Below are 25,852 nucleotides of genomic sequence, written 5' to 3'. Positions count from 1 at the left end.
GAACAACCCGGAAGGTCAGGTCATGACTGAGCTAGGAAACCACGGTGCTGCAGGCATCACGGCAGCCGACGAAGTCGAAGAAATTTGCCGGACGTTGATCCGTTTCGACACCAGCAACTTCGGCGGCAACGAGGCCCGCCCCGAACGGCCCGCAGCCGAGTATGCCGCCGAGTTGATGACCGGGGGAGGACTTGACCCGAAAATCTATGAATCCTCCCCGGGCCGGGCGAGCGTCGTGGCACGGATGGAAGGCCAAGATTCCTCACTGCCGGCGCTCGTGGTCCACGGCCACCTCGATGTGGTCCCCGCGCAGGCCGAGGACTGGAGCGTGGATCCCTTTGCTGCCGAGGTCAAGGACGGGCTGATCTGGGGCCGTGGAGCCGTGGACATGAAGGATATGGACGCCATGATCCTGGCCGTGCAGCGACAGATGCACCGTGAAGGGGTGAAACCCAAACGCGATATCATCTTCGCCTATTTCGCCGACGAGGAAGCCGGCGGGACGTACGGGGCCGGATGGATGGTCGAGAACCACCCTGAGGTCTTCGCCGGCGCGGGTGAGGCCATCAGCGAAGTGGGCGGCTTCTCCTCAACCGTCGGTGGGCGACGAGCCTATTTCCTGCAGACGGCAGAAAAGGGGCTGCACTGGCTCACGATGCATGCCGGTGGCCGAGCGGGGCATGGTTCGCAGATCAACGACGAAAACGCGGTGACCCGGCTGGCCGGAGCCATCAGCCGCATCGGTGGATACGAGTGGCCGATCGAATACACCAAGACGACACGGGCGCTGATGGAAGGGGTCTCCGAACTCACCGGCATCGAATTCGAGGAACAGAACCCGGGCCCGTTGCTGGAAGCCCTGGGCAATGTTTCCCGATTCGTTGGCGCCACCTTGCAAAACACCTCGAACCCGACGGCCCTGAAATCCGGGTATAAGCACAACGTCATCCCCGGTGCCGCCGAGGCGTTTCTCGATTGTCGGACCCTGCCCGGACGCGATGAATTGCTGTACGAAACCCTGCGAGAACTAGCAGGTGCCGGCGTGGATTTCTCCACCGAGCATTCCGATACGTCCTTGGAGGTCCCCTTCTCGGGGACGTTGGTGGACAATATGGTCGCTTCGATCTCGGCCGAAGACCCGGGGTCGGTGGTGTTGCCGTATATGCTCTCCGGCGGCACCGATAACAAGTCGCTGTCCCGGCTAGGAATCACCGGCTACGGCTTTGCGCCGCTGCAGCTCCCCGACGACCTGGACTTCACCAGCATGTTCCATGGCGTGGACGAACGAGTTCCGGTGGAGGCCTTGAAGTTCGGAACTCGGGTCCTCTCCCGGCTGCTGCGCACCTACTGAGGCGCACCACAACCCAACAGGTGGCCGGGCTGGGATGGGGGCAGGGAACCCGTCCCGGCCCCACAGCGAAGGGGTTCAGCTGGGGAAGGTGTCCAAGGTGCTGGCCACCCGCATCACTCGGCGACGCATCCAATAGCGACGCATGCCGCCCATATAGATCCGCGTGGTGCGGAGTTCCCATTTACCGTATTCGGCGTGCTCGACGATTTCGCGACGGGCATCGGCGATCGACTGGCCGGGACGAACCGTGAGAACCAGGTATTCGAAGCCCGCCGAGTGGTCGGTGGTCTTCCGGGCTGCAGCTGAGGAGTTTTTCATCATCTTCTCTCCATTCTGCTCGCTCTACGGGTAACGTCTAGACCATGAGCACAGATCCGCGTGTTGCGCTTCAGGCACTGGTTGCCTCGTTTGAAGAACATCTCTCCGCCGTGGCCTCACGTCGGGGCGATGACGACCCCGCGGTGGAGAGCGCCGCCTACCGGATGATGGACGCCTTTGAGGAGTACGAAGACTCCCTCTATGACACCTATGGCGAAGTGACCCCCTTGGATGTCTACGACGACAGCGACGATGACGACCTCGACGACGATGACGATGACGACGATATGGATGACTCCGGCGACGGGGAAGACCCAGCGGAGACGGACGACCGTCCCTGATCCAGCGTTCTTCCATGCGGCACGCGCCACATAAGTGGTCCCGGTGCGCCCGGGGTGAAGTAGTGTTTCACGCGTGAATTGGTTTGAAGCGGCCTTTTTGGGCCTGATCCAGGGACTGACCGAGTTCCTTCCTATTTCCTCCAGCGCCCACCTGCGCATCGTGGGGGAATTCCTGCCCAATGCGGCCGACCCGGGGGCCGCCTTCACCGCGATTACCCAGCTCGGCACGGAAACCGCCGTCGTCATGTTTTTCTGGCGTGACATCGTGCGGATCATCGGCGCCTGGTTCAAAGCCATCGTCGGAAAAATCCCGCATAGCGACCCCGATGCCCGGATGGGCTGGCTCATCATCGTCGGTTCCCTGCCCATTGGTGTGCTGGGGCTGCTCTTCCAAGACGATATCGAGACGACCTTCAGATCACTGTGGCTCGTGGCGACCATGCTCGTGGTCTTCGGCGTCTTCCTGGCCATTGCCGACCACTACGGCAAGCAGAAACGTGAGCTGAAGGAACTGTCCGTCAAACACGGCATCTACTTCGGTCTAGCGCAGGCGCTGGCCCTGATCCCCGGCGTCTCCCGCTCGGGCGGAACCATCACCGGCGGTCTCCTCATGGGCTACACCCGTGAAGCAGCGGCCCGCTACTCCTTCCTGCTGGCCATCCCGGCAGTCTTCGCCTCCGGCTTGTTCCAGGCCTTCAAAAGCTTCGGCGAACCCAGCGTCTACTCCGGCGGGGAAACGATCCTGGCCACCGTCATCGCCTTCGCCGTCGGATTTGTGATCATCGGCTGGTTCCTGAAATACGTTTCCACCCACAGCTACAGTGTCTTCGTGTGGTACCGGATCGCCTTGGGTCTGGTGCTGTTCGTCCTCCTGGGTTTCAACGTCATCAACGCCTGATTCCCCCATCCATACCCCGCTTTCGAAAGGCCGATCCTTCGTGCACGCATGGCCCGCGCCCAGTATTCCCACCCTCCAGGGAACCCCTCCACCGTTGCGGATCTTTGACTCCTCGACACGAGAACTCGTGTCCCCTGACACGAAGAAGCAGGCAGGGATGTACGTCTGCGGGATCACACCCTACGACGCCACCCATATGGGGCACGCCGCCACCTATGTGGCCTTCGACCTGCTCAACCGCTTCTGGCGGGACGCCGGGTTGGAGGTCACCTACGTACAAAACGTCACCGACGTCGACGACCCGCTGCTTGAACGCGCCACCGAAACCGGCGTCGACTGGATGGACTTGGCCGCAGGGCAGACCGACCTGTTCCGCGCCGACATGGAGTCGCTGAACGTCATCCCCCCCGAACACTATGTTGGTGCCGTCGAATCGGTCTCCTGGATCGTGCCGGTCGTGGAGAACCTGCTCACGGCAGGGCTGGCGTACCGGGTGCCCGGTGCCGGGGATGAGCCCGACGGCGATATCTACTTCGACTCCGACGCCGCCGCCTCGGACGTCTGGCGGCTGGGCTCAGTGAGCGGGTACGACCAGGAGACCATGGCCACGTTCTTCGCAGAACGTGGCGGTGATCCCGAACGAGCCGGTAAGAAAAACACGCTGGACCCCCTGCTGTGGCGGATGCGCCGCCCCGACGAACCCTTCTGGGACGGGGCCAGCCTCGGTGAAGGCCGCCCCGGCTGGCATATCGAATGTTCGGTGATCGCCCGGCGTTTCCTGCCGGCCCCGTTCACCGTCCAAGGGGGCGGAACCGACCTGATCTTCCCGCACCACGAATTCTCGGCAGGCCATGCCACGGCCGGGGACGGCAAACCGTTGGCCGAACACTATGTCCATACCGGAATGGTGGGCCTGGACGGCGAAAAAATGAGCAAATCCTTGGGCAATCTGGTGTTGGTCTCCAAATTGCGCGCCGCAGGGGAGAACCCCATGGCCGTTCGCGCCGTCCTGGTGGGCCAGCACTACCGCTCCGATTGGGAGTGGACCGAGGAACTGCTGGACGAAGCGAAGAACCGCCTGGTTGCCTGGCGGGCCCGGGCTGCCGGTACGACGCCGGAACGTGCTGAGGCACTCGTGTCACAGCTGCGTAGCCACCTGGCCGACGACCTGGATTCGCCCTCGGCATTAAAGGCCCTCGACGAGTGGGCGTCCGAAGGCCCCGGAAACGATCCGACAGCCCAGGGAAGCGCCACGGTCCTGGCCGCCTTGGACGCGCTGTTGGGCTTGAAGCTGGCCTAGCAGCAGGCCTGGTGCGCGGGGCTTCGGGCCCTGCGCGCAGATGAAACGCTAGCCGTCAGTGCCGCCGTCGCGCCGTTTCAAATAACGTTCAAATTCCCGGGCTATCGACTCACCGCTGGCTTCGGGCAGCTTGGTCGCGTCCTGTGACTCCTCGAGTTGCTGCACATAGGCGGCAACCTCAGGATCCTCCTCGGAGAGCTCATTCACGCCCCGCTGCCAGGCCTCGGCCTCCTCGGTGAGCAGCGTGAGATCGAAGGAGGTGTGGAGCACTTCCTCGAGCTGGGTTAATAACGCCAACGTCGCCTTGGGCGAAGGGGAGTGGCCCACATAGTGGGGGACCGCAGCCCAGATCGACAGGGTGGGTAGGCCCGCGGAGTCGGAGGTTTCCGCCAAGACCCCCAGGATCCCTGTCGGGCCCTCATAGGTGGTCCGTTCGGCACCGAGGAGCGCACGCAGATGCCCGTCCTCACTGGTGATACTGGCCGGCAGTGGCCGGGTATGGGGGACATCGGCCAAGAGTGCGCCCACCAGCACCACTGCCTTCACGTTCTGCAGTTCTGCCTGGGTCAGCAGCTCGGCGGTGAAGGCCTGCCAACGATAGGTCGGTTCCGTCCCGCGCACCAAGAGCAGGTCGACCCCCGTACCGGGGATCTGCGCGCGAAACATGCGGGTGCTGGGCCAACGGATCGTGCGTTTGCCTGCGGCATTGCGCCGGACCGACGGGCGGGAATATTGGTAATCGTAGTAGTCGTCTTCCGAAAGCTCGGCAACCTTCTTTGCCTCGAAGTGCCGGGCCAGGAAGCGTAAGGAATCGCTGGCGGCCTCACCTGCGTCATTCCAGCCGCCGAAGGCGACCACCATGATGGTGGGCCGCCTGCCGCCGGTTCCCGGACGCGCCTCGGCCGCAATCAGCTCGGTGAGCGAGCCCTGCGATTCATTATTCTCAGCCACGCTCTCACCCTAACGCGAACGGTGGCCATGGCAACGTGCCCGCCCACGTAGAATCGAGGCATGAGTGCCTTCCCCACCCGCGCCCCACGTACCACGAACGTTTTCGACGCCCACGACGGGCTACAAGCCGTGCTCTGGGACATGGACGGGACCATCGTCGATACCGAGCCGTATTGGATTGCTGCCGAGAAGGAACTGGTCCACCGCCACGGTGGCACCTGGAGCGATGAAGAGGCCCAGGCACTGATCGGTCAGGCCCTGCCCACCAGTGCGGCGATCCTCCGTCAGGCCGGCGTCGACCTTGAAATCCGCGAGATCATCGACGAAATGACGGCGAGCGTGGTGCGCGGCCTCAGCGAGAACATGGTCTTCCGTCCAGGAGCCCGGGAGCTGTTGGGCGATCTTCGCGCCCACGGGGTGCCGTGCGCGCTGGTCACCATGTCCGAGGGGCCGATGGCGCAACTCGTCGCCGACTCCCTGCCCTCCGGAACCTTCGAATTCTTGATCACCGGGGATATGGTCCCCGCCGGCAAACCCGATCCGGCACCGTATCTCTTGGCCCTGGAGCGGATGGGACAGCACGTTACCTCGCTGCAACGACACCGGGCGGTCGCGATCGAGGACTCCGATCCCGGAGTGCGTTCGGCGGCGGCCAGCGGGACACCGACCGTTGCGGTCCCCCATTTTTCGACCCTGCCCGAGACCGGAAACTGGACGGTCTGGCCGACGCTTGATGGTGTGACCGCCGGAGACTTGGACTCCTTCGTGGCCCCCGCAGGAGCCGCCGGATGAGCGGTCCCGCGCAGCCAACAGGCCAGCACAACGCCCCGGTCCCCGGCGAGGAGAAAACCCGCCGACCGGGAATCCCGTTGGGGCGCATCGGTGGGATCCCCGTCTACCTGGCCTGGTCATGGTTCCTGATCGCCGCTTTTATCCTGCTGGTCTTCACCCCTGATGTGATGCGGATCCTGCCGGGGATCGGTTGGGGCGCCTACGCCGTCTCCTTCGGCTATGCGGTCCTGCTGGCCGTGTCGATCCTGATCCACGAACTAGCCCACGCGCTCTGTGCCACCGCCTTCGGTTGGCCCAATGCCCATATTGTGCTCACCCTGTGGGGAGGACATACCCAGTTCGGGTCCTTCCATGCCACCCCGGGCAAGTCCCTGCTCGTGGCGCTGGCCGGGCCGGCAGCGAACTTCCTGTTGGCCGGACTGGGCTACCTGGCCATCGTGAACCTGGAGCCGGTGGGGGTGACCGGACTGCTGCTGACCATCCTGGTCTGGGCGAACCTGCTGGTCGCCATCTTCAACATCCTGCCCGGGTTGCCGCTGGACGGCGGCCGGCTGGTGGAATCCGCCGTCTGGGCCGGTACCGGTTCACAAGAGAAGGGCACCGTGGCTGCCGGGTGGGCAGGCCGGATCATCGTGATCGGTCTGGGGATCTACTTCGTGGTCCTCCCCTTGTTCAACCGGGAACCGATCAACCTGCAGGTCACCATCATCGCGGTGCTGCTCTGCGGATTCCTCTGGGTGGGGGCCACCGGGGCCATCAACGATGCCAAAATGCGCTTGCGCCTGCCACGGATCGGTGCCGGTGAGCTGATGGAGCCGGCCACTGCGCTGCCCAGCACAGCCGTCGTCGCCGACATCGACCGCAGATTAGCCCACTATCCGGGCCACCTCCTGTTGTGTTCCTCCGCAGGCCGGCCCGAAGCCGTCGTCGACCGGGCCTCGGTGGCCTCGGTCCCCGAAGCACTGCGCGCCACCACCGGGGCAGGGACCGTGGCCCGGGCCCTGGCACCCGGAGCCGTGGTGGCGGTCAGTCGTTCGGGACGGGACCTGGTCACCTATCTGGCCAGCCTGGATGGCAGCGAATATGCGGTAGTCGACGACAGCGGCAGGATCGTGGGCCTGCTCCTGCAGCGGACCGTCGTCTCAGCCATCACCGGCAAGAAGGCCGGCTCATGAACCATCCCGTCAACGGAACGAGCACCAGCATGAACGAAGCCCCCCAGCAGCCCGCAGCACCGCATGGTGCCGCCCACCGTCGTGGCCCTTTCGCCCCGGGGGACCGGGTCCAGCTCACCGATGAGAAACGACGGATGAACACCGTGACGCTGACTCCCGGCGGCCAGTTCCACACCCATCGCGGGGTACTGGACCACGACGCGTTGATTGGCCAGCCCGAGGGCATCGTGCTGGAAAACTCCGAGGGTCGGCGCTACCAGGCCTTGCGTCCGCTGCTCAAAGACTTCGTGCTCTCCATGCCCCGCGGTGCAGCAGTCGTCTACCCCAAGGACGCCGCCCAGATCGTCACGATGGGCGATATCTATCCGGGAGCCCGCGTCCTGGAAGCCGGTGTCGGTTCCGGGGCCCTGTCGATTTCCCTGTTGCGGGCCGTGGGCGACGGCGGTTACCTGCACAGCATTGAACGCCGTGCCGAATTCGCCGAGATCGCCCGCGGAAACGTGGAAACGATCTTCGGCGGCGAACACCCCGCCTGGAACATCACCATCGGAGACTTCCAGGACCAGGCCACCGCCACGGAGGAAGCCGGTTCCATCGACCGCGTTGTCCTGGACATGCTGGCCCCCTGGGAATGCGTGGACTCCGTGGCCACCGTGCTGGCACCCGGAGGTGTCTGGGTGAACTACGTCGCCACCGTCACCCAGCTCTCCCGCACCGCCGAGGCCATCCGCGCCGACGGCCGCTTCACCGAACCCGAATCCTGGGAATCGATGGTCCGCGGTTGGCACCTGGACGGGTTGGCTGTCCGCCCGGACCACCGCATGGTCGCCCATACCGGCTTCCTGCTCACCGCCCGCCGGCTCGCCGACGGGGCCGCCGGCATCCCGGGTCAGAAACGCATGAAGAACACCGAGTTCGCCGCCGAGGACCTGCACGCCTGGACCAAGGAGCACGACGACGCAGCCTGGGATGCGCCGGGGCTGGGCGAACGCGGGGTGTCGGATAAAAAACTGCGTCGGGCCGCCAAGGATGCCAAATCAATGAAACAACGCGGCGCTTTCCGTGATGCCGACGGCAACGGCCTGGACCCGGCCGACTTCCCTGAACCGACCCCTGAGGTGTGAACCGCTGTCCGGGCGGTGACACTTGCGGTTAACATCGATGCCCCGGACGGCCGTGGGTGGCTACGATGAAGAGGACGGACCCCATCGGGGCAAGGCGCGACGAAGGGTGCTCATATGCCGGAAAACACATCGACCCCAGCCTCTGACGGGGCGCCGGGGGAGGACCGGGCCCAACGCCAACTCGAGATCGCCGAACGCCAGCTGAACATCCTGCGTGATAAATCACGGAACCTGGATCGCCAACTGGGCACGACGACGGCCAATAACGCCCGTCTGACAGCCATGCTCGAACGCACCCGGGAACAGATCATCACGCTCAAATCGGCGTTGGACCGGGACGGGGATACCCCGTTCACGTTCGGCACGATCGTGGGGATCAACGCGCGCAGCCACCCTGCGGCCGGCACCGCCATCGCCTCCACGGGGATCCCCGGCGCCGACATCATTCAAGGTGGGCGGAAACTGCGGGTGGCGATCAGCCCGCTGCTGGAGTTGGAGAGCCTGCAGCTGGGGCAGGAAGTGCTGCTGAACGAGTCGTTGACCATCGTCGCCGGCCTCGGTTTCGAAGCCTCCGGGGAACTGGTGTCCGTCAAGGAGGTCATGGATGACGGACGGGTCCTGGCCGTGGGGCGGGCCGACGACCAAAAGGTCATCCGGCTGGCCGGTCCGCTCCTGCGCGAAAAAGTCAGGGTGGGGGACTCCCTGGCCATCGACCCGCGGACCGGTTTGGCCACCGAACGGGTGCAGCTCTCGGAAATGCAGTCCCTGGTCCTCGAGGAAGTCCCCAATATCTCCTATGCCGATATCGGCGGCCTGGGCCCGCAGATCGAACAGATCCGCGACGCCGTCGAACTGCCGTTCCTGCACCAGGACCTCTACCGCGAACACGGGCTGAAGGCGCCCAAGGGCATTCTGCTCTACGGGCCCCCGGGCTGTGGCAAGACGCTCATTGCCAAGGCCGTCGCCCATTCCTTGGCCGAACGGACCGCGGAGTTGCGGGGCGGGGAGAGCGCACGCAGCTATTTCCTGAACATCAAGGGCCCCGAACTCCTGGATAAGTATGTGGGGGAGACCGAACGCCATATCCGGCTGATCTTCTCCCGCGCCCGGGAAAAGGCTGCCGGCGGCAACCCGGTGGTGGTGTTCTTTGACGAAATGGATTCGCTGTTCCGCACCCGCGGGACCGGGGTCTCCTCCGATGTGGAAACCACGATCGTGCCGCAGCTGCTCAGTGAGATCGACGGCGTGGAGAAACTCGATAACGTCATCATCATCGGTGCCTCCAACCGGGAGGACATGATCGACCCGGCCATCCTGCGGCCCGGACGGCTGGACGTGAAGATCAAGGTGCTGCGCCCCGACGCAGAAGGCTCAGCCGAAATCTTCGCCAAATATCTGACCACCGAGCTGCCGTTGCACGCCGACGACCTGGCCGAACACGGGGGAAACGCCGAAGCCACCGTGCAGGGGATGATCCGCCAAACCGTGGAGGCCATGTACTCCACCGGTCAGGAGAACGAATTCCTCGAGGTGACCTACGCCAACGGCGAAACCGAAACGCTGTACTTCAAGGACTTCAACTCCGGTGCCGTGATCCGCAACGTCGTCGACCGGGCCAAGAAGTCAGCCATCAAGGAACTGTTGACCTCCGGCGAGCGTGGACTGCGGATCGACCACCTCCTGCGTGGTGTGGCCGACGAGTTCCATGAACACGAGGACATGCCCAATACGACCAACCCGGACGACTGGGCCAGGATCTCGGGGAAGAAGGGTGAAAGGATCACCTACATCCGGACGATCGTCGCGGATAAGGCAGGTTCAGGCACCGGACGCAGCCTCGAGCGGGAGCCGGGCCAGGGGTACTCCAATACGGGGCAGTACCTGTGAGTGTTCATCGGGTGATCGGGCTGGAAACAGAGTTCGGTGTGCTGGCCCCCAGCCAGCCCGGGGCCAATTCCACGATCCTCTCCGCCCAGGTCATCAACGCCTACGCCGCGACCGTCCGGCAAGGCTACGGGCAGCTGGCAGGGACCCGGTGGGACTACGCCGATGAGGCGCCGTTGGCCGACGCCCGGGGGTGGAACATGCCCCGGGCTGTGGCCGATGCCTCGCAACTGACCGATACCCCGCGTGAGCTGACCGCCGAGGAAATCGCCTTGGCCGGTGGAGACGTGCGGGCGGGGGAGACCCTCTACACGGAGCAGGACAGCGACGGGCATGTGCTGATGAACATGGTGCTCGGCAATGGGGCCCGGCTCTATGTGGACCATGCCCACCCAGAGTATTCGTCGCCCGAGATCACCGGACCCCACGACGCGGTCCTCTATGACCAGGCGGGGGACCAGGTCGCCCTGGCCGCCCAACGCCGGATCGCCGAGTCACCGGGCTTTGCCGAGGTCCTGCTGTATAAGAACAACACCGATAACAAGGGGGTAAGTTACGGGGCCCACGAGAACTACCTGATGCCGCGTTCCATCCCCTTCGACGACATTTCGGCAGGACTGATCCCGTTTTTCGCCACCCGGCAGATCCTCTGTGGCTCGGGACGGGTGGGGCGGGGCATGACCGGGGCGGAACCCGGTTACCAGATCAGCCAGCGCGCCGACTTCTTCGAAGCCGAGGTCGGACTGGAAACCACCATCAGACGCCCCATCGTGAACACCCGTGATGAGCCCCATGCCACCTGGGAGAAGTACCGGCGGCTGCACGTCATTGCCGGGGACGCGAATCTGGGCCAGGTCTCGACCTTGCTCCGGGTGGGAACCACCTCTCTGGTGCTCTCACTGATCGAGGCCGGGGCCGCCCCGAAGCTTCAACTGCGTGATCCGGTGACGGCCCTGCAGCAGATCAGCCACGACCCCACCCTTCAAAACGTCGTCGAACTCTCCGACGGCCGACGGGCCACCGCCCTGGAGATCCAACAGATCTACCTCGATGCTGCGCGCATCCATTGCCACGACACCGGGGCTGACGATGCGTCGACCACCGATGTGTTGATCCGCTGGCAGGACACCATCGATACGTTGAGCCGGGACGTCTTCGCCGCACGAAAGACCGTCGACTGGGTCGCCAAACTGGATTTGATGAACCGCTACCGTGAGCGCGATGGCATGAGCTGGGAAGACCACCGGCTGGCAATGATGGACCTGCAATGGGCGGACCTGCGTCCCGAAAGAGGTCTCTACCACCGGTTGGCTGGACGCGGCATGATGGAGACCCTCTTCAGCCACGAGCAGATCGCCCGGGCCGTCGTCGAACCCCCGGAGGACACCCGCGCCTACTTCCGTGGCCGCTGCCTGAGCCAGTACCCGCAGGATGTGTTGGGGGCCAGCTGGGATGCAGTGATCTTCAGCATCCCCGGCCGTCCCGGCAGCCACCGGGTGGCCACCCCCGAGCCCCTGCGGGGAACCAAGGAAAGGGTGGGCCGGCTCTTCGATGCAGGCCTGGACGTGGGGGAGTTCGTTGACGAACTGAGCCGAGGCCGCCCCTGAAGCGAGGTGGAACCAGCCCCAGAACCGCATCAGCAGCGGTCACGACCCAATGAGACGATAGAGGGACCGGCGATCCGTCGCCCCGACGTGAGGAGTAGTTCATGGCACAGGAACAGCAGCGGCCGCAGCCGTCCAAGCAGGAACAGGAAGTCGACGAAACCCCAGCGCCGGGGCCGACAGCACCGGCAGCCCAGGAGCAGACCCAGGGTGTGGATGACCTGCTGGAGGATATCGACGGCGTGCTGGAACAAAATGCTGAGGAGTTCGTGCGCGGTTTCGTGCAAAAGGGCGGACAGTAGCCATGCACATTCCCGAGGGGTCCTCCTTTGTGGAACACCTGATGCGCCAACACCCCGACCTGCTGCCGGCGGCCGAGGCGGCGCCCGCCCCCGAAGGGTTGAGACATGCCACCACGATCGTCGCGCTCACCTATGACGGCGGTGTGGTCATGGCCGGTGATCGGCGGGCGACCATCGGCAACGTGATCGCCAGCCGGCATATGCAAAAGGTCTTTGCCACCGACCATTTCTCTGCCGTCGGAATTGCCGGTTCGGCAGGTATCGGGCTGGATCTGGTGCGCCTGTTCCAGGTGGAACTCGAACACTACGAGAAGATCGAAGGGGCCCTGCTCAGCCTCGACGGCAAAGCCAATCGCCTGGCGGCCATGATCCGGTCGAATCTGGGCCGGGCCATGCAGGGCATGTCTGTGGTCCCCTTATTTGCCGGCTACGATCCCCGCCAACAGCTGGGCAGGATTTTCTCCTACGACATCACCGGCGGACGTTTCGAGGAAATCGAACACCACAGCATCGGTTCGGGATCCGTCTACGCGCGCGGCGCCCTCAAGAAACTCTGGCGCCCATCGCTGGACGCCTCGAGCGCCATCCGGGTCGCCATGGAGGCCCTCTACGATGCGGCCGACGATGATTCGGCCACCGGAGGTCCAGATCTGGTCCGCCAACTCATGCCGATCCTGTACCGGGTCGACGCCGACGGCTCGGAACGGGTCCCCGACGACGAACTGCTCCGGCTCGCCCACGATATCGTCGCCGAACGTTCGGCCGCAGCCAGGGAGGCCTGATGAGCGCGCAGTTCTACGTTTCACCCGAACAACTCATGAAGGATCGGGCGGACTTCGCCCGCAAGGGCATCGCCCGGGGCCGGTCGGTCATTGTGGCCAGCTGCCGGGACGGGATCGCCCTCATCGCCGAGAACCCTTCCAGGACGCTGCGCAAGATCGGAGAGATCTACGACAGGATCGGTTTCGCCGCCGTCGGTAAATACAACGAGTTCGAATCCCTGCGTCAGGCAGGGGTCAGATACGCCGATACCCGGGGATACTCCTACGACCGGGAGGACGTCACCGGGCGGGGGCTGGCCAGCGTCTACGCCCAAAGCCTCGGTGCCGTCTTCACCGCCGAGTCCAAACCCTTCGAGGTCGAACTGGCGGTCGCCGAAGTGGGGGAGGACCCCGCCAGCGACGAGTTGTACCGGGTGAATTTCGACGGGTCGATCTCCGATGAGCCCGGACTGGTGGTCATGGGCGGGGACGCCCGTACCCTGGCCGAGGCCATGGAAGCCGCCTGGTCGGGAAGACAGCTGGCCACCGCCGGCTTCGACGAGGTCATCCGCACCGCCGCCGCGGCCCTGCCCGAGGTCCCCGACACCGACGCCGTGGATCTCATGGAAGTCGCCGTGCTCGAACGCACCCCGATCGGCCAGACCCCGCCCCCCAGAACCTTCAAACGGTGGGATAAGGACGAGATCCTGCAGGCCTTGGCCGGAAAGGACGGTGCCTGAGATGGACCGCCGCATTTTTGGAATAGAAACCGAATACGGGATCGCCTACTCCGCTCCCGAGGGACGTCCGCTCACCCCCGAGGAAGTCGCCCGGTACCTGTTCAAACCGGTAGTGGCGTGGGGGCGCAGTTCGAACGTGTTCTTGACCAACGGGTCACGGCTCTACCTGGACGTTGGTTCCCACCCCGAATACGCGACCGCCGAATGCGACGACGTCGCCCAGCTGATCGCCCACGACCGGGCCGGGGAATCGATCCTCAACGAACTGGTCACCAGCGCCGAGGACCTGATGAAAGCCGATGGCCTCCACGGGTCCATCTACCTGTTCAAGAACAACACCGACTCGGCCGGCAACTCCTACGGCTGCCATGAGAACTACCTCATCCCCCGGAAACTGGAATTCGCCCGGCTGGCGGAAATTCTCATCCCCTTCCTGGTGACCCGCCAACTCTTCGCCGGCGCAGGAAAGGTCCTGCCGGTGGACGGAGAACACCGTTTTGCCTTCTCCCAGCGGGCAGACCATGTGTGGGAAGGCGTCTCCTCGGCCACCACCCGGTCCCGGCCCATCATCAACACCCGGGACGAACCGCATGCCGACGCCGAATACTACCGGCGTCTCCACGTCATCGTCGGGGACTCCAATATGTCCGAAACAACCCAACGGGTGAAAATCGGTGCCACTGACTTGATCCTGCGGATGATCGAAGCGGGCACCATCATGGAGGACCTGCGGTTGGAGAATCCGATCCGCAGCATCCGCGATATTTCCCATGACCTCACCGGAAGGCACCAGGTACGCCTGGCCAGTGGACGCGAGCTCAGCGCCCTTGAGCTGCAAGAGATCTTCTTCGAGAAGGTCAGCACCTTCATCCAACGCCACGGAGCCCATAACGAGCATGTGCCCCAGGTGATGGACCTGTGGCGTCGCGCCTTGGACGCCGTTGCCAGCGGTGACGCTTCGGGAATCGATACCGAAATCGATTGGGCCATCAAGCATCGGCTGATTCGTGAGTACCAGGAGAAACACTCCCTTGAACTGTCCTCCCCGCGGATCGCCCAACTGGATCTGACCTATCATGACATCGACCCGCGCCGCGGCCTCTTTGCGCTGCTGCGTCGGGGTGGACGCGCGCAAACGGTCGTCTCCGAGGGGGAGATCATCGCCGCGACGAAGACCCCACCGCAGACCACCCGGGCCAAATTGCGGGGGGACTTCGTCCGTGCCGCGCAGGGAGCCGGACGTGACTTCACCGTCGACTGGGTTCACCTGAAACTCAACGACCATGCGGGTCAGACGGTTCTGTGCAAGGACCCCTTCGCCCAGGTCGACCCCCGGGTGGAGGAACTCATGGCCCTGATCGGGCCACAAGAGTAGGTATCCGGCGCGGCCTCAGCACATTCACAGGCGACGACCTTAAGCTGGACGGGGCCCGGATGTATGTGATTTTGTTCGGTGCCGATCATGGACCATTGATGTACGACGACGAAAGTGGATTTTGTGCGCAAGCTGCTGGCACTGGTTCTCGGGGTTGCGCTGCTCGCGCTGACCGCCTGTGGATCCGGAACCCCGACGACCGTAGGGGCGGCCGAGCCGCTCTCCTCCATCAAACTGACGCCCGGGGAGGACGAGAACTCGGCCCCCAAGGTCGAGTTCGATACCCCGCTGGAGGTGACCGATCCGGGTGCCAAGGTCCTCGAAAAGGGCGACGGGGACAAGGTGAAGGAAGGCCAGGACGTCTCCTATAAGTTGGCTGGATACAACTTGAAGGACGGCAGCGAGGTCGGCAACACGTTCAAGGATGCCGCCATGACCCTGAGCGTCAATGACGAGCTGAAGGAACAGGACCCCGAAATCCACGACATCCTCGTCGGGACCAAGATCGGTTCCTGGGTCGCCTATGTTCATCCCCAGAACGCAGCCCCGCCGGAAGACGGTTCTTCGGCAGATCCTGCGGATCCCTCGCAGATCGATCAGCTGCTGATCCTGAAGGTTGTCGGAGCCAAGGACAAGATCAAGGTCGACTTCCAGAAGGAAAAGGGCGACGCGAAGAAGGACGCCGAAGCCACCGCAAAAATCGCTGACGACGGCAGCGGCACCGTGAAGATCCCCGCAGGCAATAAGCCGCCGGCCGACCTGAAGGTCACCACCTTGAAGGAAGGCGATGGGAAGAAGGTCAAGAAGACCGACACGATCACGGTCGACTATGCCGGAGCCCAGTGGGAAGACGGCGAGCAGTTCGATTCCAGCTACGAGAAGGGAACCCCGGCGACCTTCGGCCTGGACCAGGTCATCAAGGGCTGGACCGAGGGCCTCGAAGGGGTCAAGGAAGGTTCCACCGTCCTGCTGACGATCCCGAGCAAGCTCGCCTACGACGGCCAAGACGGCATGCCACAAGGTACCCTCGTCTTCGTCGTTGACGTGAAGTCGATCGACAAGGCAGCGAAGTAGAACCCCTCAACAGCGACAGGAGAAGGACGAATATGTCTTTTGGAAAACGTGAATACGACCGCACCAAGCCGGAAGTCGACTTCCCCACCGAAGGCGCCCCCACCGAACTGCGCTCGGAGGATCTCATCGTCGGTGACGGCACCGAGGCGAGCCCCGGCGCGACGGTTTCGGCGCACTACGTCGGGGTCGCCTGGTCCACGGGCGAAGAATTCGATGCCTCCTGGAACCGCGGCGAACCGCTACAGTTCCGGGCCGGAACCGGTCAGGTCATCCAGGGCTGGGACGAAGGCATCCTGGGCATGAAGGTCGGCGGACGCCGGCGCCTGGAGATCCCGCCGCATCTGGCCTACGGCGACCGGGGCGCAGGAGCCGCCATCGCCGGCGGCGAATCGTTGATCTTCGTGGTCGATCTGGTGGACGTGCGCTAGCCTTCCCACCACCACGACGGCGTCGCCCCCTCACCGGGGGCGGCGCCGTCGTGCTTTCTAGTAACGTAGGCGGGGTGTCTGCCAAACGTAACCCGGGTGCGCCATCGCGTACGGAAAAACTCGTCAGCCTCACCTATGCCCTGATGTCCCGTCGACGGGGCTATACACGGGCGGAGCTGCGGGGGATCGTGGATGATTACCAGGATCTGTCCGATGAGGCCTTTGAACGAAAATTCGAGCGCGATAAGAGCGATCTGCGGGTCCTGGGCGTCCCGCTGGAATCCCTGACCGGGGACAGCTACTACGGCAACGACCGTCAAGAGACGCACTACCGTGTCCGGCCCGAGGAATACCGACTGCCCCCGGTCTCCTTCGCCCCGGAGGAAGCCATGGCGCTCGGCCTGGCGGCCCGGGTCTGGAAGGACCCGACGATAGCCTCCGCCGCTGACCGGGCCTTCAACCGGCTCTCTCCAGCCGCCGTCGGAAGCCCCGACGCCGCCGGAGCCTCCTTCGAAACCTTCGAACCGCGGCTGCATGCAGCCGATGCCGCCTTCCGTGATGTGCTCAGTGCCGTCTGGGATCGTTCCCCCATTCGTTTCAGCTACCGCTCACCTTCGGGAGAGGCCGCCGTGCGCACCCTCGAACCGTGGGGCATCGGAAGCCGCTTCGGTCACTGGTACCTCGTGGGCTGGGACCGTGACCGTGAGGGCCAACGCATCTTCAGGCTCTCCAGGATCTACTCGGAAATTGCCCGCCGGCCGGGCACGGTACAACGCCCCGATGGTTTTCGGGTTGCCGATGTCTTGGATGGTTTGGACCCCGAAACGGCCCGCCAACGGGCCACCGTGAAGCTGGCCCCGGGCCGGGGACTGGCCCTGCGCAGCCGGGCGATTGAGCCCACCGTGGAAGAGAACCCGGAGGACCTGGGGCCGATGGAGGCATCGGAGGAGAGTGCCGATACCGTCAGCTTCGACTACCAGGACGACGAAGCGCTCAGCGCAGAACTCGCCGAACTCGGTCCTGCCGTTGCCGTGCTGCGGCCCGAAGGCCTGCGCGCCGCCGTCGCGCGTCGCCTGAGGGGAGCCTGGGAAGCGCAGAACGCCCCGGTGCCCGCCTACACCTTCGGGCAGGCCCGCCCAGGTGGGCGTCCTTCCTCCTCCGACGTCGTGGCCCGGGCGCTGGACATCATCGCCTACGTCGTCCGTGAGGGGGCCCCACTGCTCGATGACACGGCAGCCCATTTCGGGTTGAGCCGTCGCCGTCTCATCGAGGATCTGACCATGATCCAGCTCTGCGGGGTTCCCAACGGCCTCCCCGATGAACTGATCGACGTCGATCTGGAAGGGGACCGGGTCTCCATCGTCAACGCCGAGGGTCTCGCGGCACCGATCCGGATGAACCTCCTGGAAGCCTTCTCGTTGTTGGTCGGACTGCAAACGATCCTTGACCTGCCCGGCGATACGGACCGCAGTGCCGCCAGCGGGGCGCTCCGGAAACTGCGTCAGGCGGCCGGCGAATTCGGTGATATCGACCAGATCGCCTCGGCGCGGCTGGCGGCCACCGAGTCCTCGCTCGTCCGCGACACGGTGAGCGCTGCCGTGGCCGCCGACCGGATCCTGCGGCTGCGGTATCATCAGCCCAGCCGCGACGAGATCAGCGAACGAAGCATCGAACCAATCCGCCTCCTCGAAGACGGTGGGCGCACCTACGTCCAGGCCTGGTGCCGGAGCTCCCAGGGGTCACGGAACTTCCGGCTGGATCGAATCCTGTCCGCCGAGGCCACCGGTGAGACGTTCACCCGGGAGGCTGGAAAACATGCGGTGGGGGAGGGCAGCCTCTACACCCCGGCACCCGAGGACGTCGCCGTCGAACTGGGTTTCGCCCCGCGACTGCACCGGCTCGTCGAAGAATTCGCGCCCTACCAAAGCGCCAAAGCCAAGGACGGAACCCTGGTGGCCGAGGTCGGCGTCCCGTCCCCGGAACTCCTACCCGGGTTGGTGGCCCGACACGGTGGTGGGATGCGTGTGATCGCACCGGACGCTGCCGCTGACACCACCCGCGCCTGGTTGCAGGCCGCCCTGAGCGCCCACGAAACGCGCCAACCCCACCCCCTGACCAAGGAGAACGCATGATGCCCTGGTGGTTCTGGACCCTGCTCTGGACCGTTCTGGCCCTGGCTGCCTTGGTGTTCCTGGCGCTGTGCGCCCTGCACCTCTATCGCAAGTTCATGGTCATGTTCGATGACGTGAGCGCGGCGGGCGACGCCCTGGCCTTGCCGCCGGGGGAAGCATTGGAAGAGGACCTCGGGGGCCGGGACCGACCAGCTTCGGGGGCCGACGCCCTCTTCCGTTCCCGTGAGGAAGCCAGGCAAGAATATGACGACGGCAAACAGGCCCGCCGTAGTGCCCGCCGTGAGCGGAGAATCGCCGGAAAACGTGCCCGCGGGCAGGCTCAGCGCGTAGGCGACCTGTACCGGCGTGACGTAGACTGAGAGCCAGACGAAAGGAAGTTCCCCCATGGGTGGTCTACAGGGATGGCACATTGTCATCATCGTTGTGCTGGCACTGGTTCTCTTCGGTGCCCCCAAGCTCCCCGGGCTGGCACGCTCTCTCGGGCAGTCGATGCGTATCTTCAAATCCGAAGTCCGCCAGATGAAGGACGATGACCCGAAGGATCCGCAGGAACCCCAGGACCCGACGGCCACCGAGGAGCCCTATGAGGGCAAAGTCGTGGACCCGGAACACCGCGGCCCCAAGCGCTAGTTTTCGGTGACGGAAAAGACAGGGCGCAAATCCAACCCCGAGGGGAGGATGGCGCTCAAGGCACACCTGATCGAGCTGCGTAACCGGCTCTTCATTTCCCTCGGTGCACTTTTCGTTGCTGCCGTCGGAGGTTTTTTCCTCTACCAGCCGGTGCTCGGCCTGCTCTTCCAGCCGCTCAAGGACGCCGGAGGCACCGCGAACTTCAACACAGCGGTCTCTCCGTTCGACATCATGATCAAGGTGTCGTTGTTCCTGGCCCTGATCATGGCCTCCCCGGTATGGCTCTACCAACTGTGGGCGTTCATCGTCCCGGGGTTGAAGAAGAAGGAAAAGCGGACAGCACTGGCCTTCATCGGTGTCGCGGTCCCGCTGTTCCTGCTGGGCATCTATCTGGGTTACTGGGTGCTGCCGCATGCCCTGCTGTTCTTCCTCGGGCTGACCCCCGATATCGCGGTCAACCTCATCACCGTGCAGGATTATCTCAGCTTCGTGCTGCGCCTACTGATCGCCTTCGGGATCTCGATGATCATCCCGGTGCTGTTGGTGGGGTTGAACATGGTCGGCATCCTGCCCGGCAAACTGATCGTGAAAAACTGGCGGATCACCGTTTTCCTGATCTGTCTGGTGGCGGCCATGGCAGCCCCCGGAGGTGACGCCCTGACGATGTTCGTGCTGGCCGGGCCGCTGCTGGTGCTTTTCGCCGCCGCCACCGTGTTCTGCCTGATCAACGACAAGCGCCGGGCCAAGCGCAGGGTCGAACAGGAAGCCGAAAACGAGAGGTTGATCGCCAACGGCGAATCCGTCGACTAGGCGCCGGTTACGCCCGGGTAGGCTGATTCCGTCCCCTGAGACGACAAACCAATGAAGGGGTGGTCAGGCATGGGCTCTCCAGCAGAGCAGTACGCCGCGTGGCGTGAACGCGCGGCCGAGGAAAAAACCCACTTTGGCGCGTTCCGCCGGAGCCTGGAATTCGAACTCGACGACTTCCAGATCCAGTCCTGCCGGGCCGTGGAAGAAGGCCGCGGAGTCTTGGTCGCTGCACCGACCGGGGCCGGCAAGACCGTGGTGGGCGAATTTGCCATCCACTGTGCACTGCAACGGGGCATGAAGGCCTTCTACACCACGCCGATCAAGGCGCTGAGCAACCAGAAATATAACGAACTTGCCGCCACGTATGGCCACGACCGGGTGGGTCTGCTCACCGGGGACACCTCCATCAACAGTGAAGCCGACGTCGTCGTGATGACCACCGAGGTCCTGCGCAACATGCTCTACGCCGACTCCGATACGTTGACCGGTCTGGCCTACGTGGTGATGGACGAGGTCCACTACCTGGCGGATAAGTTCCGCGGCGCCGTCTGGGAAGAAGTCATCATCCACCTGCCGCAAAGCGTGCAGGTCATTTCGCTCAGCGCCACGGTATCCAACGCCGAGGAATTCGGCGGCTGGCTCGATACGGTCCGCGGGGACACGGCGATCGTGGTCACCGAACACCGTCCCGTCCCCCTCTGGCAGCATGTCATGGTCGGGGGGCGACTCCTGGACCTCTTCGCCGGGAATCTCGCCTTCGACCAGGCTGCAGCCTTGGAGGATCAGGACGGTGAAGGCAGCCTTGCCGTGAACCCCGAGCTGACCCGCCTGGCCCAACGCGAGGAACGACATCAATTCCGTGGCGGTGCCGGTCGTGCCCAACGACGGGGACGAGGCCACGCCGGGCCACGCAACACCTCGGGACCTCCCCAGAAGCATCGGGTATCCCGCCCCGAAATGGTGCTCTCCCTGGACCAGTCGGGTTTGCTGCCGGCCATCTTCTTCATCTTCTCCCGTAAGGGCTGCGATGCCGCCGTCGCCCAATGCGTGCGCACCGGTTTCTTCCTCACCACCGAGGCCGAATCGCGGATCATCGAAGAAGAGATTGACGCCGTCGCCCGGGAGATTCCGGCGGGTGATCTGGAAGTCATCGGCTTCTGGTCGTGGCGTGAAGGCCTCCTGCGAGGATTCGCCGCCCACCATGCCGGGCTGCTGCCGATCTTCAAGGAAGTCGTCGAGAAGCTCTTCGCCCGCGGGGTGGTCAAGGCGGTCTTCGCCACCGAGACCCTGGCCCTGGGGGTGAACATGCCGGCACGGTCGGTCGTGTTGGAGAAGCTCGAGAAATTCAACGGGGAATCGCATGTCTCGATCACCGCCGGCGAATACACCCAGCTCACGGGTCGGGCCGGTCGGCGCGGCATCGACGTCGAGGGCCATGCCGTCGTGCTCTGGCAGCCGGGCACCGATCCGGCGGCGGTGGCAGGTCTCGCCTCCAAACGGACATACCCGCTGAACTCGAGCTTCCGCCCCACCTACAACATGTCGCTGAACCTCTCGGCACAGTTCGGGATGGGGCGGGCACGCACCATCCTGGAATCTTCCTTCGCCCAGTTCCAAGCCGACCGTTCGGTGGTCGGGTTGGCCCGGCAGGTCCGCAGCCGCCAGGAATCGATGGCCGGCTACGAGGAATCGATGGCCTGCCATCTGGGGGACTTCCAGGAATATGCTTGGATCCGTCAGGAACTCGGGCAGGCCGAAAAGGATGCGTCGCGCACCGCCCACCGGATGCGTCGGTCGGCGGCCGAGGAATCCCTGGAACAGGTCGTCCCGGGCGACGTCATCGACGTGGCCGGCCCGCGCCGGCTGGGACGCTGCGTGATCATCGCCGTCTCCGATTCGCTGCGTGATCCCCGTCCGACGGTGCTGACCGAGGACCGCCAGGTCCGCCGGGTCGGGGTCCAGGACCTGGACGGCCCGATCGAGGTCATTTCACGGATCCGCATCCCGAAGTCCTTCACCGGCCGCACGCCGAAGGAACGCAAGGACCTGGCCGCCTCGCTGCGCAATGCGCTGCAGGAACAGCGGCCACCTCGTCGGGGGGCCAGCGGCTTCGACTTCCCGGGCACCGACCGGCAGGAAGCCCGCATCACCGAGTTGCGTCGGCAAATGCGTCGGCATCCCTGCCACGGCTGTTCCGAACGGGAGGACCACGCCCGTTGGGCCGAACGCTGGTGGAAGCTCAAGGCGGAAACCGACAGGCTCTCGGGCCAGATCTCCGGGCGGACCAATACCATTGCCAAGACCTTCGACCGCGTGTGCACGATCCTGGAACACTACGGCTACCTGGCCCTTCCCGAGGGAGGTTCCCCGGACGGGGAACTGGTGACGACGGCCTCGGGGAACCGGTTGCGACGCATCTACGGCGAACGCGACCTGTTGACGTCCCTGGTGCTCGAATCGGGTTGCATGGATCAGCTGGGGGCCGCCGAGCTGGCGGGGTTCGTCACCACGCTGGTCTACCAGGCCAAACGCGAGTCCTCCGCCGGGCATCCCAAGATGCCCAGCCGGCAGGTCGAGGAAGCCTGGACGGTTGCGGTACGCAACTGGTCCGAACTGACCGACCTGGAGGAAGCCAACCGGCTCCCGGAGACGGGCGAGCCGGATTCCGGCCTCGTCTGGCCCATGTACCTGTGGGCGCGAGGGAAGGACCTGAAGGACTGCCTGCGCGGCACCGACCTGGCGGCCGGGGACTTCGTGCGCTGGGCCAAACAGGTCATCGACACCCTGGACCAGTTGGCCAAGGTCCCGGACCTGTCCCCGGTGCTGGCCGGGAGGTGCCGGGCAGCGGTGGACGCCGTGCGTCGCGGTGTGGTGGCCTACTCCAGCGTCGCCGACTAGGCACGCTTCCGGCAGGCCAACCACCACCGGGCATCAAGAACCACTTTGGGGGCGAGCCGTCGGGCCGCCCTCCTGCAGGGAAGGAAGTACACATGCCCGCACTGGTCATGTACCGCAACGGAGCCATCTACAGCGCCGCGGATCCATTCGCCACGGCAATGCTCATCGATGGAGGCTCCGTGGCCTGGGTCGGCCAGGAGGCGGCCGCGGACGCGCTGATCGACGAGAGGATGGAGATCGTCGACCTGGACGGGGCACTGGTGGCTCCGGCCTTCGTCGACTCCCACGCCCACCTGACCGAGACCGGCGTCGCTCTGGCCTCGCTGGACCTGTCGGGCTGTACCTCGGTGGACGGATTCCTCGCCGCGGTCTCCGAACGGGCCGCCACCCGGCCCGGCCCGGTCATCGGGGCCGGGTGGGATGAGAGCACCTGGCCCGAGGCCCGGACCCCCACGGTGGAGGAGCTGGACACGGCGGCTCCGGGCCGGGAGGTGTATCTGACCCGTGTCGACGTTCATTCGGGCCTGGTCAGCAGTGCATTGGCTGCTGCTGCCGGAATCCACGGTCTCGACGGCTGGGACGGCGGCCCCGTGGCCGTGCGTGAAGCCCATACCCGGGTGAGGGAGCACATTCTCTCCTTTGACGCCGGATCCCGCGCCGACCACCAGCGCCGGGCCCTGCAGCATCTGGCCTCCCACGGCTACGCGGCCGTCGCCGAAATGGCGGCCCCGCATATCGGGACCCGCGCGGATGTCTCGGCATTGAACGACCTGCTCGACGCCGAGGGCGAGGACCTGCCGGCGGTGCGGATCTATTGGGCCGAAACCGTCGACACGGCACAGCAGGCCCGCAGCCTGTTCGATGACTTCGATAGTCCACGGATGGCCGGGCTCGGCGGGGACCTGAACATCGACGGTTCGCTGGGCTCCCGGACCGCCTCCCTGCGCGAACCCTATGCCGACGCCCCCTCCACCAGCGGCTGTCTCTATCTGGACGCGGAAACGATCGCCACCCATGTCCAGGCCTGCACCGAAGCCGGTATCCAGGCCGCGTTCCACGTCATTGGCGATGCCGGCATGGATGAGGCGGTGGCCGGGTTCCGGCTGGCCGCCGACCGGCTGGGGATCGCGGCCATCCAGCGGGGTCGCCACCGGATCGAACATGCCGAGATGCTGGACGAGACCGCGATCGACACCTGGCTAGAACTCGGGGTCACGGTCTCCATGCAACCGCTTTTCGATGCCCTCTGGGGCGGCCCCCATGGCCAATACGAACAACGCCTGGGGGGTGAACGTTCGGCGCGGATGAATGAAGTCGGCCGTCTGCTGACCAGAGGGGTGCCGGTCTGCCTGGGCTCCGACAGCCCGGTCACGGAGATGAGCCCCTGGGCCACCGTCAAGGCGTGTCTTGAACACCACACCGAATCGTCCCGGATCTCGGCACGGGCCGCCTTCGTCGCCCATACGCGGGCCGGCTACCGGGGCTTCGGGGATCCGGACCCGTTGGCCGGTCAGCTCGTCCCGGGCTCGGAGGCGACCTTCGCAATCTGGGCGGCCTCCGAACTGGCGGTCCAGACCCCCGACGCCCGGGTGTCCTCCTGGAGCACCGACGCCCGGGCCGGGACCCCGATGCTTCCCGTGCTCGAGGACTCCCTGCCGACCTGCCTGGGCACGGTACGTCGGGGACGGAGCATCTTCCGTCGTGCGTGAGCGACGCCCCGGCGATTTCCGATGCGCGGAAAGGGTGTCGCGACGCTCCGGGCCTGACTAGGTGGTACGCCTGAAAATGCTAGTCAGACTTCAGTTGACAGGGCGATCTGAGCCGATAGGGTGGATTCTCAACGGCGATGGTAGGGAGTCCTACAACGTCGAGTCGGCATCACGGCAAATAAACAAAGGTCTGGCCCCGGGAGCAGTAGAAAACAAATTGCTTGTGCTTGAATGCACTCTTTTTGGTCCGAAGTTCCCGGGGTCTTTCCGTGCCCTCAGGTCGGTGAACGGTATACTTGGTCATTGGCTTTTCCCCACCCGGTCCACCGGCGGGGGAGTGGACCGTTGGTCCGCAGTCGTGTCCGAAGGTCCCGAGGGATCGCATCGAGGCCCCTGGGGGGCCGCCGAGACAGTTCAGAAGGGTAAAACCGCGTGCGGGTAATCACCATCATTCCGACCTATAACGAGATCGAGTCCCTCCCCATCACGATCAAGCGTCTGCGCGAATCCGTCCCGGAGTCGGATGTCCTGGTGGTCGATGACAACAGCCCCGATGGCACCGGTGAGTTCGCCCGGAACCTGGGAACCACGGACCCGCAGGTCCATGTGCTGCACCGCAAGGGCAAGGAAGGCCTCGGGGCCGCCTACCTGGCAGGATTCACCTGGGGCCTGGAACAGGGCTATGACGTGCTCGTCGAACTCGATGCGGACGGATCCCACCAGCCCGAACAGCTTCCTCGCCTCCTCGAGGCGCTGAACACCCAGGGGGCCGACCTGGTCATCGGGTCCCGGTGGGTCCGTGGGGGCAGCGTCGTGAACTGGCCGCCCTACCGCAAGCTCATTTCCCTGGCCGGCAGCACCTACTCCCGACTGATGTTGGGGCTGGGCATCCGGGATATCACCGCGGGCTTTCGTGCCTTCCGCCGGGAGACCCTCGAAGCGCTGGATTTCAACGACATCGAATCCGTGGGCTATGGCTTCCAGGTGGACATGACCTTCCGGGTGGCACTGATGGGCAAGAAGATCGTCGAAGTCCCGATCACCTTCGTGGAACGCGAACTCGGGGTATCGAAGATGAGTGGGAACATCGTGGTCGAGGCCATGCTCAATGTCACCCGCTGGGGGCTGGGTGCCCGCTGGAGGAAGCTGACCGGAAAGCTGTGAGATCGTCCCACCGTGCCGTGGAATGAGAAGAGGCCGGTTCCCGCACCCCACAGGTGCGGAAACCGGCCTCTTTATTCTTTGTGCGTCCGGT

Annotated in this window: 24 protein-coding genes; 22 read left to right on the top strand and 2 right to left on the bottom strand. The window is 64.8% G+C overall.

Translation table 11 applies throughout. From position 1 onward, the window contains the following. Positions 1-22: 22 nt before the first annotated feature. A complete protein-coding gene (locus ACT3S6_RS09110; protein ID WP_444554678.1) occupies positions 23-1,351 on the top strand; it encodes a M20/M25/M40 family metallo-hydrolase in 1,329 nt (442 codons plus the stop codon). Between the two features lie 75 nt (positions 1,352-1,426). Here the strand turns inward: ACT3S6_RS09110 and ACT3S6_RS09105 are convergent, their stop codons facing one another. Then, the gene (locus ACT3S6_RS09105; RefSeq protein WP_428844172.1) at positions 1,427-1,672 is read right to left on the bottom strand and encodes a DUF5703 family protein; all 246 of its coding nucleotides are present in this window, start codon (positions 1,670-1,672) and stop codon (positions 1,427-1,429) included. A 41-nt stretch (positions 1,673-1,713) separates the two neighbouring features. Between ACT3S6_RS09105 and ACT3S6_RS09100 the strand changes: the two genes are divergently transcribed. The 3 genes from ACT3S6_RS09100 to mshC all read left to right on the top strand — a co-directional run bounded on the left by ACT3S6_RS09100 (position 1,714) and on the right by mshC (position 4,208). After that, positions 1,714-2,010, top strand: a complete 297-nt coding sequence (locus ACT3S6_RS09100; RefSeq protein ID WP_443348479.1) for a hypothetical protein — start codon at positions 1,714-1,716, stop codon at positions 2,008-2,010. Between the two features lie 73 nt (positions 2,011-2,083). Further along, positions 2,084-2,908 (top strand): undecaprenyl-diphosphate phosphatase, encoded by an 825-nt coding sequence (locus tag ACT3S6_RS09095; RefSeq protein WP_087001083.1) that lies wholly within the window; start codon positions 2,084-2,086, stop codon positions 2,906-2,908. A 40-nt stretch (positions 2,909-2,948) separates the two neighbouring features. Next, positions 2,949-4,208 carry a cysteine--1-D-myo-inosityl 2-amino-2-deoxy-alpha-D-glucopyranoside ligase gene (mshC, locus tag ACT3S6_RS09090; RefSeq protein WP_441379978.1) on the top strand — a complete coding sequence of 420 codons (1,260 nt, stop codon included), beginning with the start codon at positions 2,949-2,951 and terminating at the stop codon, positions 4,206-4,208. Between the two features lie 48 nt (positions 4,209-4,256). Here the strand turns inward: mshC and ACT3S6_RS09085 are convergent, their stop codons facing one another. After that, on the bottom strand, positions 4,257-5,120 hold the full coding sequence (locus tag ACT3S6_RS09085; RefSeq protein ID WP_241895172.1) for a PAC2 family protein: 864 nt from the start codon (positions 5,118-5,120) through the stop codon (positions 4,257-4,259). Between the two features lie 99 nt (positions 5,121-5,219). On the opposite strand from ACT3S6_RS09085, the gene ACT3S6_RS09080 reads away from it, so the two are divergent. The 18 genes from ACT3S6_RS09080 (at position 5,220) to ACT3S6_RS08995 (ending at position 25,761) form a co-directional block, all read left to right on the top strand. Beyond that, positions 5,220-5,951: an HAD family hydrolase gene (locus ACT3S6_RS09080; protein WP_441379979.1), complete on the top strand. Its 732-nt coding sequence runs from the start codon at positions 5,220-5,222 to the stop codon at positions 5,949-5,951. Continuing rightward, positions 5,948-7,126 carry a site-2 protease family protein gene (locus ACT3S6_RS09075; RefSeq protein WP_443348483.1) on the top strand — a complete coding sequence of 393 codons (1,179 nt, stop codon included), beginning with the start codon at positions 5,948-5,950 and terminating at the stop codon, positions 7,124-7,126. The genes ACT3S6_RS09080 and ACT3S6_RS09075 overlap by 4 nt, the downstream gene beginning before the upstream one ends. Before the next feature lie 29 nt (positions 7,127-7,155). Further along, complete coding sequence (locus ACT3S6_RS09070) at positions 7,156-8,250, top strand: tRNA (adenine-N1)-methyltransferase (protein ID WP_443348521.1); 1,095 nt, start codon at positions 7,156-7,158, stop codon at positions 8,248-8,250. 114 nt (positions 8,251-8,364) lie between these two features. Further along, positions 8,365-10,137 (top strand): proteasome ATPase, encoded by a 1,773-nt coding sequence (gene arc, locus ACT3S6_RS09065; RefSeq protein ID WP_087001090.1) that lies wholly within the window; start codon positions 8,365-8,367, stop codon positions 10,135-10,137. Further along, a complete protein-coding gene (gene dop, locus ACT3S6_RS09060; protein WP_443348484.1) occupies positions 10,134-11,741 on the top strand; it encodes a depupylase/deamidase Dop in 1,608 nt (535 codons plus the stop codon). Before arc ends, dop begins: the two co-directional genes overlap by 4 nt. 101 nt (positions 11,742-11,842) lie before the next feature. Further along, positions 11,843-12,040: a ubiquitin-like protein Pup gene (locus tag ACT3S6_RS09055; protein WP_087001094.1), complete on the top strand. Its 198-nt coding sequence runs from the start codon at positions 11,843-11,845 to the stop codon at positions 12,038-12,040. A 2-nt stretch (positions 12,041-12,042) separates the two neighbouring features. After that, entirely contained in the window at positions 12,043-12,822 is a 780-nt protein-coding gene (gene prcB, locus ACT3S6_RS09050; RefSeq protein WP_444554677.1) for a proteasome subunit beta, read from the top strand. Beyond that, on the top strand, positions 12,822-13,541 hold the full coding sequence (prcA, locus tag ACT3S6_RS09045) for a proteasome subunit alpha (protein ID WP_443348487.1): 720 nt from the start codon (positions 12,822-12,824) through the stop codon (positions 13,539-13,541). The genes prcB and prcA overlap by 1 nt, the downstream gene beginning before the upstream one ends. Position 13,542: 1 nt before the next feature. Then, complete coding sequence (pafA, locus tag ACT3S6_RS09040) at positions 13,543-14,916, top strand: Pup--protein ligase (RefSeq protein ID WP_443348490.1); 1,374 nt, start codon at positions 13,543-13,545, stop codon at positions 14,914-14,916. A 114-nt stretch (positions 14,917-15,030) separates the two neighbouring features. Further along, positions 15,031-15,990: an FKBP-type peptidyl-prolyl cis-trans isomerase gene (locus tag ACT3S6_RS09035; protein WP_443348492.1), complete on the top strand. Its 960-nt coding sequence runs from the start codon at positions 15,031-15,033 to the stop codon at positions 15,988-15,990. A 32-nt stretch (positions 15,991-16,022) separates the two neighbouring features. After that, complete coding sequence (locus ACT3S6_RS09030; RefSeq protein WP_087001104.1) at positions 16,023-16,418, top strand: FKBP-type peptidyl-prolyl cis-trans isomerase; 396 nt, start codon at positions 16,023-16,025, stop codon at positions 16,416-16,418. 74 nt (positions 16,419-16,492) lie between these two features. Next, positions 16,493-18,550, top strand: a complete 2,058-nt coding sequence (locus ACT3S6_RS09025) for a helix-turn-helix transcriptional regulator (protein ID WP_443348495.1) — start codon at positions 16,493-16,495, stop codon at positions 18,548-18,550. Next, entirely contained in the window at positions 18,547-18,909 is a 363-nt protein-coding gene (locus ACT3S6_RS09020) for a hypothetical protein (RefSeq protein ID WP_087001108.1), read from the top strand. Before ACT3S6_RS09025 ends, ACT3S6_RS09020 begins: the two co-directional genes overlap by 4 nt. Positions 18,910-18,934: 25 nt before the next feature. After that, entirely contained in the window at positions 18,935-19,180 is a 246-nt protein-coding gene (tatA, locus tag ACT3S6_RS09015) for a Sec-independent protein translocase subunit TatA (protein ID WP_087001110.1), read from the top strand. Between the two features lie 48 nt (positions 19,181-19,228). Beyond that, positions 19,229-19,990, top strand: a complete 762-nt coding sequence (gene tatC / locus ACT3S6_RS09010) for a twin-arginine translocase subunit TatC (RefSeq protein WP_443348524.1) — start codon at positions 19,229-19,231, stop codon at positions 19,988-19,990. A 51-nt stretch (positions 19,991-20,041) separates the two neighbouring features. After that, positions 20,042-22,888 carry a DEAD/DEAH box helicase gene (locus tag ACT3S6_RS09005; RefSeq protein ID WP_444554676.1) on the top strand — a complete coding sequence of 949 codons (2,847 nt, stop codon included), beginning with the start codon at positions 20,042-20,044 and terminating at the stop codon, positions 22,886-22,888. A gap of 92 nt (positions 22,889-22,980) precedes the next feature. Continuing rightward, a complete protein-coding gene (locus tag ACT3S6_RS09000; RefSeq protein WP_444554675.1) occupies positions 22,981-24,597 on the top strand; it encodes an amidohydrolase in 1,617 nt (538 codons plus the stop codon). Positions 24,598-25,029: 432 nt separating this feature from the next. Continuing rightward, positions 25,030-25,761, top strand: a complete 732-nt coding sequence (locus tag ACT3S6_RS08995; protein WP_444554674.1) for a polyprenol monophosphomannose synthase — start codon at positions 25,030-25,032, stop codon at positions 25,759-25,761. Positions 25,762-25,852: the final 91 nt, after the last annotated feature.

It is taken from the genome of Arthrobacter sp. AOP36-C1-22, assembly GCF_052377515.1.
Taxonomy (GTDB): Bacteria; Actinomycetota; Actinomycetes; order Actinomycetales; family Micrococcaceae; genus Arthrobacter_H.
This window is presented reverse-complemented; position numbering and strand designations above follow the sequence as displayed.